Origin of the sequence: Flavobacterium aquidurense (genome assembly GCF_002217195.1) — a bacterium.
GTDB classification, from domain to species: Bacteria; Bacteroidota; Bacteroidia; order Flavobacteriales; family Flavobacteriaceae; genus Flavobacterium; species Flavobacterium frigidimaris.
In genome coordinates this window covers 1-12,422 of record NZ_MUGR01000076.1, presented here as the reverse complement: position 1 = coordinate 12,422, position 12,422 = coordinate 1, and the positions used below count along the sequence as shown (strand labels likewise).

Here is a 12,422-nt window from a genome sequence, read left to right as displayed (position 1 = left end):
TATCTATACAGAAATAAAAAAAATAATAAGCGAAAATAATAATTGTATAATAGATTTTAAAGATGTCAAATCAATGGCTACTTTCAATGCTAAACAGATTTTCGGCAAATTATATCTCGAATTAGGCTCAAATTTATTTTTTGAAAAAATAGAAATAAAAAATGCAAGTGATGATTTAAAATTAATTATACGTTTAGGTATCCAAAGTGCACTAGAAGATAAAAAATAATAAAAAATCAATTGAAAAGTTCACATATATCTTTCTAAAATATAAGCCCCAAATTACACTGATCCATTTGATGTAATGTGGGGTTTTCTTTTTTTTGAATGAGTTATTTATAAGTTAAATATCTATGTGTTGTGTAAGTTTTACACTAATGAAAGTCTCTACCCCCGCTAGCAATTGAACATAAAAAAAGAGATCATTATAGATCTCTTTTTCAATTTAATATATCTTTAAAAACGGTTATTTCCCGTTCAATAATTTCTCTAAATATTCAACTTTATCTTTTTCAGCTTGCACCAAACGTTCGTAAAGTTCAACTACTTTATCTAAAGGATTAAAAGTGCAATTGTTATTACCTGTAGTAATAGCACCGTGGTCTTGAAAAGTATTTCCAATAATATTAAAAACCGCTTCTTCCGAAAAGTTTTTAATTGCTTCAACAGAAACTCCCAGAGCTTTTGCGATCTCCATTAGTTTTTGTTCGTCTACAGTTTCGCTATTTTCAATAGCCGAAATTGCCTGCTGATTTGTTCCTATAGCCTGTGCCAGTGCTTCCTGTTTCATATCTTTAAGCTCTCTGATACGGCTTATATTTCTGCCGATATGTTTTGGTTTTATTGCTGTACTCATAATTCAAAGATATTTAAAAATCTTAAACGAAAATAAATTTCGGTAAAAAACAAAGCTATTTTTGTAAGATACTATTTTCATAATTTTTATATTAGCTAGCTCGAGAGTAATTACCAATTATTAATCTTATCGTAAAATGGCAATCTGGCAATATCTTTTAATCGTTGTTCCTAAAAATTCTATTGATAAAAATTACAATATTTTTGAAAATAATGAAACTGATTTTTTACCAGATACTGATTCTTTCTGGGAAAATTTTGATGGCGACATTCCTTCAATTATTTCTGAACTGGATCAAATCATTCCAAAGGCGAATTGGGGCAATGATACTTTTATAAATTGGAAAGGCGATGGAAATAACGATGAAGATAATGATGCTTGTATTTGTTTAACTGATGATAAAACTAAAATTAAAGAATTTCAATTTCGAATTGATTTAAGAAAAGCATCGAATATTACAAATGTTCTTCAATCAATTTTAAATCTCTGTAAAAAAAATCAATTTGTTTTGATTGATTTAAAAGGAGAAATTTTTAAACCAGAAATGCAATATAGTATGGAGAGTTTGAAAAATTCAAATGCAATGAAATTTATTGCTGACCCAATACAATTTTTTGAGAATTTAGAAAATAAAAGAAATAATTTTAAATGAAAAAAGAACATAGGATCATACTTGATTTATTAGAAGAATATTTAGAAAAAAATCCAAGTTTAAGATTTGGGCAAGCTCTTTTTAATTTAGATGTTAATCAATTTCAGGAAACTACTGATCCTCGAAATCCTAATTACAATTTGAGAGATATCCACAATGACCATGATTTAGATATTATTGAAAGAATTAAAAATCAATTAATTTGGTTTGAATCCCAAAGAAGCAAATAATTAAACTGTAAAATTTCGGCTAAAGCCAATCCTAAATATCATAATTTTGTTCCTCCAGCTAAAGCAGGAGGCTATTCAAATATTAAAAACTGCATAATATTACCATGATTACAAAAGCAACATTACAAGATATTCCATCATTAAACCTATTAATCAACTCCGCATACAGAGGCGAAACTTCTAAAAAAGGCTGGACGACAGAAGCTCATTTATTAGAAGGAAAAAGAACCACCGAAGAAGAATTAAAAGCAATTATTTTAGATTCTAAAAATACATTTCTAAAATTTACTGAGAATGACAAGATTATTGGGTCGGTTTTGTTGGTTGAGAAAGAGCATCAATTGTATGTGGGAATGTTAACCGTTTCTCCTGAATTGCAAAATAGCGGCATCGGAAAACAGTTATTGGCTGAAGCTGAAAATCATGCTGCAACTTTAGGATTGTCTACACTTAGTATGACAGTCGTTTCGGTTCGTGCTGAACTTATTGCCTGGTACAAACGTCACGGTTATGAAGATACTGGCGAAAGAGAACCTTTTCCTTCAAGTGATATTCATATTAATATTTCTGATCAGCCTTTGGAATTTATTTATTTAGAGAAAAGGATTTAAGTTTTTCTTGCCACGAAGTCGCTAAGTCGCAAAGTTTCTTTTTTATATTTCTTTGCGACTTTGCGTCTTTGCGAAATTTTTAAATTCTAACTTGAGACGCACTGCTGTGCTTCTCTACAGAAAAACCTTTGCCTCTTTGTAACTTTGCAACTTTGAACCTTTTTAAAAATAAAAAATGAACATACGCCTTTTGCCTAAAAAAGATAGCAAAGCCTCTATTTGGAGTGGTGGATCGACCTATGAATATATGATATATCCGAAAACAGCTAACTATTCTGATCGGGATTTTGCATTCAGAATAAGCAGTGCTACAATAGAGAAAGTTCCTTCAGCGTTTACCAAATTTCAGGGTTATCACCGATACCTGGTTATGCTTGATAACTCACTTGATATTGAGGTAAACAAAGAGAAAAAAATATATGAGAAATATGAAATCCTGGAATTTAATTCAGATGATGAAGTGACTTCTTATACAAAAGGTATTGATTTTAATTGGATGGTTTCTGAAAAAACAGGCCATCACAAATTAGAAATAACGAATGGTAATCAGAATTGTAATGCTCAAATAATAATTTTGTTTTCTTTAGACACAACCGTTATTAAAATTAATGAGAAGCCTTACGATCTAAATCCTCATGATTTATTAGTGATCGAAAATCTAGAAAAAGAAAATATAATGCTTCATTTCTCTACTGAATGCCTCTACGGAATATTGGATTTTTAATTTGACAATTTAGTTTTATTTGTTTCAGGTTTCAAGTTTCAAGTTCTTCCACAAAAATTCGCAAAGGTTACGCAATCCCGATAGCTATCGGAGCAAAGTTTTTTTAATCGCGCAAAGACGCGAAGACGCAAAGTGTATTTTCTTTGCGACTCTGTGACTTTGCGCGATTCTTTTTTCTAAAACCCTAGAACCATAGAATCTCAGCACCTTAGAAACTTCTCTTAATCTTCGATAAAAACTCGTGCGAAACACCCAAATAAGACGATAAATTTCTGTTATTGATTTTTGCTGCTTTGTGTGAATACTTTTCGATAAACTCCAGATACCTTTGCTTGGAGGTTTTGTTTAGAACATCAATCAGTCTTTGCTGAATGGCAATGTTTGCCTTTTCGACCATAATAATATGAAACTGTATCAGTTTGGGTACTTGCTCAAATAAAATCGCTTTGTTTGTTTTACTAATAACCAAAATCTCGCTTTCTTCTATCGCCTTGATATTATAAGTCGTAAGCTTTTGATGGTAAAAACTTCCCAGGTCACACATCCATTCGTTTTCGAAAGAGAAAAAAATAACACTTTCGGTGCCGTTATCATTTAGAATGTAAGTTTTGAAGGCGCCTTTTAAGATGAATCCTTCGTAAGAACTGTTTGAATCCTGAATCTGCAGGAATTCATTTTTTTTGAGTTTAATAAACTTGACTTTTTCAACAACTAATTTCCATTCTTCATCTGTTAATGGCGTTTTTTGTTCAATGCTTAATCGTAGGTTTTTATACATGTGGTTTTTACTTTTATTCTTACTCAGGGGCGTAAGTAGGTGAATGAATGAAAAATAATGTAATCGATTACGTAAAAATATACTTTTTTGTAAATCAAAAGATGTTAAATGCATAATTAACAGTAAATTATTTTCAAAACATTGAACAAGTTCAACTTTTTTCATACTAATTATAAGCAGATTTGCAGTATTAACTATTTAACCAAACTTAATTATTATGAAATTCAAATCAACATGGACAGTGTTAGCCTTAACACTTGTATTAGGATTTGCAAGCTGCAACTCTGATGAAATTGCTTCTGACCAAAGCAATGAAAATGCTATTATCGAAACGTTGACACCAAGTTCTGATAATTTTACTGCAAAAGTCGGAAACTGCGCTCAGGTTCCCGGATGGGCTTCGCAAAACGGAGGAACGACCGGAGGAGGAACTTCTGCAGAGACAGTTGTTACTACTTACGCTCAATTAAAATCGGCTATTGAAAACAGCACGGTTAAAGTTGTAAAAGTGAGCGGTACTATTACCATTACTACAAGATTGTCGTTACAGGATCAGAGTGGTAAAACGATTTATGGTGCCAGCGGTGCAAAATTGGTTTCGACTGATCAAACCAAAGATGGTTCCGGTATCATCAACATTAAAAGATGCACGAATTTAATCATCCGAAATTTAATTTTTGAAGGCCCGGGTGCTTATGACACTGACGGTTGGGACAATGCTATTTTAGACGATTGCCAAAATGTATGGGTAGATCACTGCGAATTCAGAGATGGTGTTGACGGAAACTTTGACATCAAAAATAAGTCTGATTATATCTCGGTTACTTATTCTAAATTTCATTATCTGAAACCACCTAAAGCAGGAGGTTCCGGCGGTTCTGATGACCACAGATACTCCAACTTAATTGGTTCAAGCGATGGTGCAACCGCAGATCGCGGCAAATTGAGAATTACTTTTGCCCGTTGCTGGTGGGCTCCAGGCTGTAGAGAAAGAATGCCAAGAGTTCGTTTTGGAAAAGTACACATCATCAACAGTTATTTCAACAGTACGGTAAGCAACAAATGTATTGCTGCCGGTTTTGAAGCTGATATTCGTGTAGAAAATAATGTTTTTGAAGGTGTCAAAACTCCAATCGATTTGATGACGGGTTATACAGCTGTTACCGCAGTTGGAAACGTATTTACAAGTACCACAGGAAATACTGCCGGAAGTAATACGGCTTTTACACCTCCGTATTCTATTGTAACACTTGCCGCTTCTGCTGTTAAAGCTGATATTACTGGCGGAGCCGGAGCTGGTGCCACTTTGGGCGGTAATGTTTGCGGATCGTTCTAGTTCATTTTTTACCAGCAATTTTATCACAAAGATTTGCTAAGTTCTTTAATCGCGCAAAGACGCAAAGTCGCTAAGTTTCATATTCTTTGCGACTTGGCGTCTTTGCCCGATTTTTAAAATGTGTTAGACAGACCGCTGTGCGTTTCTAAAGAAAACCTTTGTCCCTTTGTTGCTTTGAACCTTTGAACCTCTTTTAAAGAACCAATTCTTCAAACAATCTCTGAATCGTTTTTTCTAAATCCTGAGACAATCCGGTATGGGGTCTTGAAGTTTGAATGGCCGAACTACGAATCGCCGTTAACCAGCGGAAACGTTCCGGAATATCCATTGCGCCAATTGGGCCGCCATCTTTGCCTCCTTTTACTATTTTTTCTAATGCTGTTATATTGCAATGCAATTGTTCGATATCGAAATCGTCTGAAAGTGCTCCAATTTTAGCATCATTTAAGTGATACAATACTTTTATAAATTTAGCTCTCTTGCAAAATAAAATGATCCCGATATTCAGGAATTCCTCGCGTTCTACTCTTGGCACTACGCGAATTACGGCATACTCATATAAGTGACTATCTTGCATTTTGAGCCTGATTTACAAAGATTTCGGAATTGTTTAATCTGGTTTGCAAAAATTGTAAATAAACATTTCGCAAAGCTTCAGGAGTTTCGTCTGTATCCTCCCATTGCAGCCACTCTTCTGGAATTGTATTTACAATATCTACCAGAATTTCAGGTGTTAAAAGTGCTTTATATTCTACGTCGACTTCTTTTAAGAGTGAGGCTTGTGGCAGTAAAACGTGGTCTTTTATCAACGCAAACGGACTTTTGGCATGCTGCTCCCAATTGTTCCAGGAATGATGAAAGTACAGACAGGCACCGTGATCAATCAGCCATAATTCTTTATGCCAGATCAACATATTGGTGTTTCTAAACGTACGATCTACATTGGTGATATAAGCGTCTAGCCAAACAATCTGCGAAGCCAGTTTAGCGTCAACCGTCGTGACAACGGGATCAAAAGTAATGGCACCCGATAAAAAATGTAACGCCAAATTTAATCCCTGACTTCCCTGCAGTAAATCCTGAATCTCTTCGTCGCCTTCGTTTCTTCCAAAAGCTTCATCAAGATTGGCGAAAACCAATTCCGGTAGTTGCAATTTTAAGGCCTTTGCTATTTGTCCTCCAACTAATTCGGCTATCAAAGCTTTTACGCCATGACCGGCTCCTCTGAATTTTAAGACATATTTAAAATCGTCATCGGCTTCTGCCAAAGCAGGTAAAGAACCTCCCTCGCGCAAAGGCGTGATGTAACGGGTAACATTTACCGTTCTGAGATCGAAATTGTTTTTCATAAGCAGTATTTACTGAAGTACAAACTTACTAATTTAGATTGTTAGATTTTTAGACTTTCTTAGACTTCTTAGATTTTGCTTATTTAGCCGCAAAGTTCGCTAAGTTCTTTTATTGTTGGAGTGAAATATGCATGCAAAGACGCAAGGTTTAGTTTTTTAACGCCTTTTTTTGTTGTCACATTTTTGTTGTCGCATTTTTGTTGTCGCATTTTTGTTGTCGCATTTTTGTCATCCTGAGCGGAGTTGAAGGCGTACCAATTGGAACGTGGGCTTGGACTTCGCTCAGCCTGACAAACTGCACGCAATCTAAATTATCTAATTATCTCAATGGCACATTTTCTAATGATCTAAACTCAAAAACGCCTTTCCAAGATTCTCGATAATATCTGAGGCTATAAAAGACTGATAACCTGTTGCCGGCAATGCAATATCGGCTGTTAAGCCATGAAGATAAACACCTAGTTTTACGGCGTATTTAGGTTCATAACCCTGTGCCAGAAAACTAGTAATGATTCCGGTTAAAGTGTCACCGCTTCCTGCAGTGGCCAAAGCGGCATTTCCTGTGGTGTTTTCGTAGACTTGTGTTCGGTTGATAATGTAAGTTGGTGCGCCTTTCATGACAATGATTACTTTATATTTTTCAGAGAAAGCGACTGCTTTTTGAAACTTTTCAGACTCTGAATTCCATTTGCCTATCAAACGTTCGAGTTCTTTTGGATGAGGTGTCAGAATGGTATCTTCAGGAACTAATTCTAACCAGGATTGATTTTCGGCCAGGATATTTAATGCGTCGGCATCAAGAACCAAAGGTGTTTTATTGATCCTTAAAAATTCGAATAAGGCTTTTTGAGTCCCTAACTCCTTCCCTATTCCCGGACCAATTCCGATGGCTTGTGGCAGTAGCGGCAGATGAATATTGGTAATAAAATTAGAATTTTCATCAGTGACTACCATAACCTCAGGAATTGAGATCTGAAGAATCTGATATCCGCATTTTGGCGTAAAAGTAGTTACGAGTCCGCATCCCGATTTCAAACAGGATTTTGATGCTAAAACGGCTGCTCCTATTTTGCCATAACTTCCGGCAATTATCACGGCATGACCCTGAAGCCCTTTATGTGTATGCGGGTTTACAGGTTTATAGAATTTTAAAATTTCTTCTTTCGTGATCAAATAGGGATCTTTCATTTTGAGTTGATTCATGAATTAAAGTTACATAAAAAATGATGAAGAAAGTGTTTGATATTTCCCAAAATCTCCAGCCCTGATTACTTCACTATATTTTATTTTAATGGAGTTCAGTGAACTTCGTTTGCAGCGGTATCCTTTTGTTTTTTTCTTTTAGAAAACAAAAGATATAGCGGATAGCAGGAAATAGCTCCTAATCATTGCGAAATTTATAATTTATACTATCCTTTTTAGATATTTTTTGAATAAATTTGCGACACAATTTTATAAAACAACACAATGAAAAATACTGCGCTTACGCACATACATGAGAGTTTGGGAGCGAAAATGCTACCTTTTGCAGGCTATAATATGCCTATTACTTATGAAGGAATTAACGCTGAACACGAAACTGTTCGTAATAGTGTGGGCGTTTTTGACGTTTCGCATATGGGTGAATTTCTGTTAACTGGTCCAAATGCTTTGGCTTTGATTCAGAAGGTGACTTCGAACGATGCATCGACTTTGACCATTGGCAGAGCGCAATATTCTTGTTTACCCAACAATGACGGCGGAATCGTTGATGATTTGATTGTATATAAAATGAAAGAGGAAGAGTATTTGCTGGTTGTAAATGCTTCGAATATTGAGAAAGACTGGAACTGGATTTCATCGCATAATGATTTAGGTGTTGAAATGAAGAACCTTTCTGATGACTACTCTTTATTGGCGATTCAGGGACCAAAAGCGGTTGAAGCGATGCAGTCTTTGTCTTCGATAGACTTATCTGCAATTCCTTATTACCATTTTGAAGTGGCTGATTTTGCAGGATTTAATGATGTAATTATCTCTGCAACCGGTTATACAGGTTCTGGCGGGTTCGAAATCTACTGTAAAAATGCTGATGCTGAAACCATCTGGAACAAAGTTTTCGAAGCTGGTGCAGCTTTTGGAATTAAACCAATTGGTCTTGCTGCGCGTGATACTTTACGCTTAGAAATGGGTTTCTGTTTGTACGGAAATGATATTAATGATACTACTTCTCCTTTTGAAGCCGGTTTAGGATGGATCACAAAATTCACTAAAGAATTTACAAATTCTGAAAACCTGAAGAAACAAAAAGAAGAAGGTGTTACTAAAAAATTAGTGGCTTTTGAAATGCTGGAACGTGCTGTACCAAGACATGATTATGAAATCGTTGATGCTTCTGGTGCTGTAATTGGTGTGGTAACTTCCGGAACGATGTCTCCTTCTATGAATAAAGGAATTGGTTTGGGATATGTTACAATAGACAACACTGCTGTTGACACTGCTGTTTTTATCAGAATCAGAAAAAATGATGTTCCTGCAAAAGTGGTAAAATTACCTTTTTATAAGAAATAATTTTTTTACTCAATACATTCAAAATGCATTACATTAAGTTGTAGTGCATTTTTTTTTGTCTCAGATTGAAGGATTCATTTTTGCTTGTTTATATTCTAAAAACCGGATTTTGTATATTAAAAACAAATTGTTTTGATGTAAGATTTTTTAAAAAATTGTAACTCTTAATCAAAAAATAAGCGTAATTTTAAATCTAAACGATGATTTTCGATTTATGAAAAAGCTTTACCTTGCATTTTTACTGACCTCCACCATGTTATTTAGTCAAAACAGCAACAACACCTGTGAAATACTAAACAAAATAAATGCACTTATTCAGGCTGAACATATCAGGCCAAAACCTGTAGATGATAGTTTATCCGTTTTTGTTTTCGATAACCTGATGAACGAATTAGATCCTTCCAGAAATATATTCTTCAAGAGCGAATACACCGAAATGTCGGATAAATATCGTACGAATTTAGACGATCTCATTCTTAGTGATCATTGCAACTTTTTAGATGATATTACCCAAAAATATAAAAATGGCCTTTTGAGAACCAAGGCTGTTCTCGAAAAAATACAAAAAGAACCGATCGATTATACTAAAAAAGATACGATTCGATTTTATAAAAAATCATTTCCGTTTTATCTTAAAAAAGAAGATCTTGAAAAGGTTTGGTCTAAAAAAATCCGTTATCAGATTTTAGATGAAATAGCGGAAACGAGCGATAATTTAGATTCTATTAAAACCAATTTTAAATCGATAGAATTAAAGGCAAAAAACTTAATTATATCCAACGAGATCTGCCGTATTAATACTCTTTTGGAAACGAATATCAAACAGGAAGAAAAGCTTTATAATTATTTTTGCACATATTTTGATCCGCATACGGCCTATTTTAGTGATGATTCTAAAACCAGTTTCGTAGCATCATTATCAAAAGAACATTTGTCTTTGGGAATGACGGTGAACCTGAATGAAAAAAATGAGATTATCATAGCTGAACTTGATCCTAATGGTCCCGCATATCAAACGGGGCAAATTAAAAAAGGAGATCAGATTGTTTCGATATCCAATCAAAAAGAAACGTTGCAGGTTTCCTGTGCCTCACTGGAATCTATTTCGACGATGATTTTATCCGAATCAAATAAAAGTATCACACTGACACTAAAACGAAATTCGGGTAAAAATTTCGATGTTTATATCGAAAAACAAGTAATGAAAGATGAAGATAATTCGGTTTTCAGTTTCATTATTGGCAAGGATAGTAAAATTGGATATATCAAAATTCCGAGTTTCTATGCTGATTTAGACGGAAACAGCCGAAAAGGCTGTGCCGATGACGTTGCGCGTGAAGTAATAAAACTGCAAAGAGACAATATAAAAGGTCTTGTTATTGATTTGACGGATAATGGCGGAGGATCTATGGAAGAGGCGATAAAACTGGCCGGAATGTTTATTGATTACGGACCACTTTCGATTGTCGTAGATAATAACCAGGTTAAATCAGTGATTAATGATCCTTATAAAGGTTTGATTTATAAAGGTCCAATTGTAATTTTGGTAAATAGCAACACGGCTTCTGCAAGTGAGTTTTTTGCTTCTATATTACAGGATTATAACCGTGCTTTATTACTGGGAAGCAATACACTTGGCAAAGCAACAATGCAGACTATTCTTTCGCTTGACGAAAATAAAAATACGGATTTTCTAAAAATTACTATTAATAAGTTTTACAGAGTTACCGGTAAAAGCCACCAATATATAGGAGTAAAACCTGATGTGGTTCTTCCTGAATTTTACGAAGGGGTGTACCAAAAAGAAAGTGATTTTCCGACTGCTATTAAAAATGATAGCATACAGACATCGCTAAAATTCAGACCTTATGTAAAAAGGGCGCTGATCGATAAACTGGCTAAAAACAGTACAACGAGACTGGCGGATGATTACTTTTTTAATAACATAAATACAATAAACAAAAAGATTGATGAGCTGGTCAATAAACCAAAAGCAGAAATTCCGATGACACTGGATGCTATTTTTAAACAGAAAAAAACAGTAAATTCACTTTGGACAGAAATCAATACTTTTAATGATGAGAACAATCCGCTGGATGTTTATAATTCGACTGTAAATCAATATTTATTGAGCGTTTATCCAAATGACAAAACGATAAACCAGTACCAGATTGATCATCTTAAAACGAATCCCTACCTGAATGAAGCGGTGAATGTTATCAATGAGTTTAATGCAGCGAAATAAGGTTGTTGTTTTGTTTCAGGTTTTGAAATGAGAATAAATTCGCTAAGCGCGCAAAGTTTCTTTATAAATAGATTGTGCTGATAAACGCAGAGTTCGCAAAGCTTTATGTGTGTGTTGAGTGTTTTTTTTTACAAACCTTATTTAATCTGTAATTTGTTCTCGATAGCAATTGGGATTGGGGTAAAATGCAGACTAACTTATCTTATTTCAAAACCTGAAACCTGAAACCTGAAACTTTTTAACATCTAACTCTTAACCAACTCTAAAAAAGAATACAATTGATTTTGCTAAAAAAAGGAATAACCGTATTTTTGCATCTCAAAATAAAAAATTAGTAATGGGAAGAGCGTTCGAATTTAGAAAAGGAAGAAAAATGAAACGTTGGTCAGCAATGGCTAAAACATTTACCCGAATTGGTAAAGACATCGTTATGGCCGTTAAAGAAGGTGGTCCTAACCCAGATGCCAATTCTAGATTAAGAGCTGTAATACAAAATGCAAAAGCCGCTAACATGCCTAAGGACAATGTGGAGCGCGCGATAAAAAATGCAAGTAATAAAGATACTGCCAACTATAAAGAGATTTTGTTTGAAGGATATGCTCCTCACGGAATTGCTATTTTGATCGAAACAGCATCTGACAACAATAACAGAACGGTAGCCAACATTCGCAGCTACTTTAATAAATGCAACGGTACAATGGGAACTCAGGGTTCTGTTGAGTTTATGTTTGACCATACTTGTAATTTCAGAATTGCAAAAGGCGATCTTGATCCTGAAGAATTAGAACTGGAACTAATTGATTTTGGTGCTGAAGAAGTTTTCGAAGACGAAGACGGAATCTTAATCTATGCTCCTTTTGGAAGCTTTGGAGCTTTGCAAAAAGAATTAGAAAACAGAGGTCTTGAGATTTTATCTTCCGGTTTTGAGCGTATCCCGCAAATCACCAAAGAACTTACTGAAGCTCAAATCGCTGATGTTGAAAAACTAATCGAAAAAATTGAAGAAGATGATGACGTTATGAACGTTTATCATACGATGCAGGAAGCATAATATATCTTTTTCTACAATACAAAAAGGAGCCGTCTCAAAA

At 34.6% G+C, this 12,422-nt stretch carries 14 protein-coding genes; 9 read left to right on the top strand and 5 right to left on the bottom strand.

The window, feature by feature from the left end; translation table 11 throughout:
- A partial coding sequence (locus B0A67_RS24405; RefSeq protein ID WP_207557390.1) for an STAS-like domain-containing protein occupies window positions 1–229 on the top strand: 229 nt, incomplete at its 5' end.
- Window positions 230–466: 237 nt separating this feature from the next.
- Here the strand turns inward: B0A67_RS24405 and B0A67_RS24400 are convergent.
- Window positions 467–856, bottom strand: coding sequence for a helix-turn-helix domain-containing protein (locus B0A67_RS24400; RefSeq protein WP_072964703.1), 390 nt, complete (start codon window positions 854–856; stop codon window positions 467–469).
- A 136-nt stretch (window positions 857–992) separates the two neighbouring features.
- Here B0A67_RS24400 and B0A67_RS24395 point away from each other — a divergent pair, with 136 nt between their 5' ends.
- From B0A67_RS24395 to B0A67_RS24380, 4 genes are all read left to right on the top strand, one after another.
- Window positions 993–1,508 carry a hypothetical protein gene (locus B0A67_RS24395; RefSeq protein ID WP_072964704.1) on the top strand — a complete coding sequence of 172 codons (516 nt, stop codon included), beginning with the start codon at window positions 993–995 and terminating at the stop codon, window positions 1,506–1,508.
- Window positions 1,505–1,738 (top strand): hypothetical protein, encoded by a 234-nt coding sequence (locus tag B0A67_RS24390; protein WP_072964705.1) that lies wholly within the window; start codon window positions 1,505–1,507, stop codon window positions 1,736–1,738. The genes B0A67_RS24395 and B0A67_RS24390 overlap by 4 nt, the downstream gene beginning before the upstream one ends.
- Window positions 1,739–1,842: 104 nt before the next feature.
- Window positions 1,843–2,349 (top strand): GNAT family N-acetyltransferase, encoded by a 507-nt coding sequence (locus B0A67_RS24385; protein ID WP_072964706.1) that lies wholly within the window; start codon window positions 1,843–1,845, stop codon window positions 2,347–2,349.
- 175 nt (window positions 2,350–2,524) lie between these two features.
- Complete coding sequence (locus B0A67_RS24380; RefSeq protein WP_072964707.1) at window positions 2,525–3,073, top strand: HutD family protein; 549 nt, start codon at window positions 2,525–2,527, stop codon at window positions 3,071–3,073.
- A 208-nt stretch (window positions 3,074–3,281) separates the two neighbouring features.
- Here the strand turns inward: B0A67_RS24380 and B0A67_RS24375 are convergent, their stop codons facing one another.
- The gene (locus tag B0A67_RS24375; RefSeq protein ID WP_072964717.1) at window positions 3,282–3,851 is read right to left on the bottom strand and encodes a Crp/Fnr family transcriptional regulator; all 570 of its coding nucleotides are present in this window, start codon (window positions 3,849–3,851) and stop codon (window positions 3,282–3,284) included.
- Between the two features lie 217 nt (window positions 3,852–4,068).
- Here B0A67_RS24375 and B0A67_RS24370 point away from each other — a divergent pair, with 217 nt between their 5' ends.
- Window positions 4,069–5,187 (top strand): pectate lyase family protein, encoded by a 1,119-nt coding sequence (locus B0A67_RS24370; RefSeq protein ID WP_072964708.1) that lies wholly within the window; start codon window positions 4,069–4,071, stop codon window positions 5,185–5,187.
- A 193-nt stretch (window positions 5,188–5,380) separates the two neighbouring features.
- Here B0A67_RS24370 and B0A67_RS24365 read toward each other — a convergent pair whose 3' ends face one another.
- From B0A67_RS24365 to B0A67_RS24350, 3 genes are all read right to left on the bottom strand, one after another.
- Window positions 5,381–5,764: a DUF3037 domain-containing protein gene (locus tag B0A67_RS24365; RefSeq protein WP_072964709.1), complete on the bottom strand. Its 384-nt coding sequence runs from the start codon at window positions 5,762–5,764 to the stop codon at window positions 5,381–5,383.
- Window positions 5,754–6,536, bottom strand: a complete 783-nt coding sequence (locus B0A67_RS24360) for a HipA family kinase (RefSeq protein ID WP_072964710.1) — start codon at window positions 6,534–6,536, stop codon at window positions 5,754–5,756. The genes B0A67_RS24365 and B0A67_RS24360 overlap by 11 nt, the downstream gene beginning before the upstream one ends.
- 339 nt (window positions 6,537–6,875) lie before the next feature.
- Complete coding sequence (locus B0A67_RS24350; protein ID WP_072964718.1) at window positions 6,876–7,724, bottom strand: NAD(P)H-hydrate dehydratase; 849 nt, start codon at window positions 7,722–7,724, stop codon at window positions 6,876–6,878.
- A gap of 279 nt (window positions 7,725–8,003) precedes the next feature.
- Here B0A67_RS24350 and gcvT point away from each other — a divergent pair, with 279 nt between their 5' ends.
- From gcvT to B0A67_RS24335, 3 genes are all read left to right on the top strand, one after another.
- On the top strand, window positions 8,004–9,086 hold the full coding sequence (gene gcvT / locus B0A67_RS24345) for a glycine cleavage system aminomethyltransferase GcvT (RefSeq protein ID WP_072964712.1): 1,083 nt from the start codon (window positions 8,004–8,006) through the stop codon (window positions 9,084–9,086).
- A 214-nt stretch (window positions 9,087–9,300) separates the two neighbouring features.
- Window positions 9,301–11,331, top strand: coding sequence for a S41 family peptidase (locus tag B0A67_RS24340; protein WP_072964713.1), 2,031 nt, complete (start codon window positions 9,301–9,303; stop codon window positions 11,329–11,331).
- Between the two features lie 337 nt (window positions 11,332–11,668).
- Window positions 11,669–12,382 (top strand): YebC/PmpR family DNA-binding transcriptional regulator, encoded by a 714-nt coding sequence (locus B0A67_RS24335; RefSeq protein ID WP_029269334.1) that lies wholly within the window; start codon window positions 11,669–11,671, stop codon window positions 12,380–12,382.
- The last annotated feature ends 40 nt before the right edge of the window (window positions 12,383–12,422 follow it).

Excerpts from the sequence above, each read along its gene's own strand:
- gcvT (WP_072964712.1), top strand. The coding sequence starts at position 8,004 with ATGAAAAATACTGCGCTTACGCACATACATGAGAGTTTGGGAGCGAAA.
- B0A67_RS24395 (WP_072964704.1), top strand. The coding sequence starts at position 993 with ATGGCAATCTGGCAATATCTTTTAATCGTTGTTCCTAAAAATTCTATT.
- B0A67_RS24335 (WP_029269334.1), top strand. The coding sequence starts at position 11,669 with ATGGGAAGAGCGTTCGAATTTAGAAAAGGAAGAAAAATGAAACGTTGG.
- B0A67_RS24380 (WP_072964707.1), top strand. The coding sequence starts at position 2,525 with ATGAACATACGCCTTTTGCCTAAAAAAGATAGCAAAGCCTCTATTTGG.
- B0A67_RS24350 (WP_072964718.1), bottom strand. The coding sequence starts at position 7,724 with ATGAAAGATCCCTATTTGATCACGAAAGAAGAAATTTTAAAATTCTAT.
- B0A67_RS24390 (WP_072964705.1), top strand. The coding sequence starts at position 1,505 with ATGAAAAAAGAACATAGGATCATACTTGATTTATTAGAAGAATATTTA.
- B0A67_RS24375 (WP_072964717.1), bottom strand. The coding sequence starts at position 3,851 with ATGTATAAAAACCTACGATTAAGCATTGAACAAAAAACGCCATTAACA.
- B0A67_RS24370 (WP_072964708.1), top strand. The coding sequence starts at position 4,069 with ATGAAATTCAAATCAACATGGACAGTGTTAGCCTTAACACTTGTATTA.
- B0A67_RS24365 (WP_072964709.1), bottom strand. The coding sequence starts at position 5,764 with ATGCAAGATAGTCACTTATATGAGTATGCCGTAATTCGCGTAGTGCCA.
- B0A67_RS24360 (WP_072964710.1), bottom strand. The coding sequence starts at position 6,536 with ATGAAAAACAATTTCGATCTCAGAACGGTAAATGTTACCCGTTACATC.
- B0A67_RS24340 (WP_072964713.1), top strand. The coding sequence starts at position 9,301 with ATGAAAAAGCTTTACCTTGCATTTTTACTGACCTCCACCATGTTATTT.
- B0A67_RS24385 (WP_072964706.1), top strand. The coding sequence starts at position 1,843 with ATGATTACAAAAGCAACATTACAAGATATTCCATCATTAAACCTATTA.
- B0A67_RS24400 (WP_072964703.1), bottom strand. The coding sequence starts at position 856 with ATGAGTACAGCAATAAAACCAAAACATATCGGCAGAAATATAAGCCGT.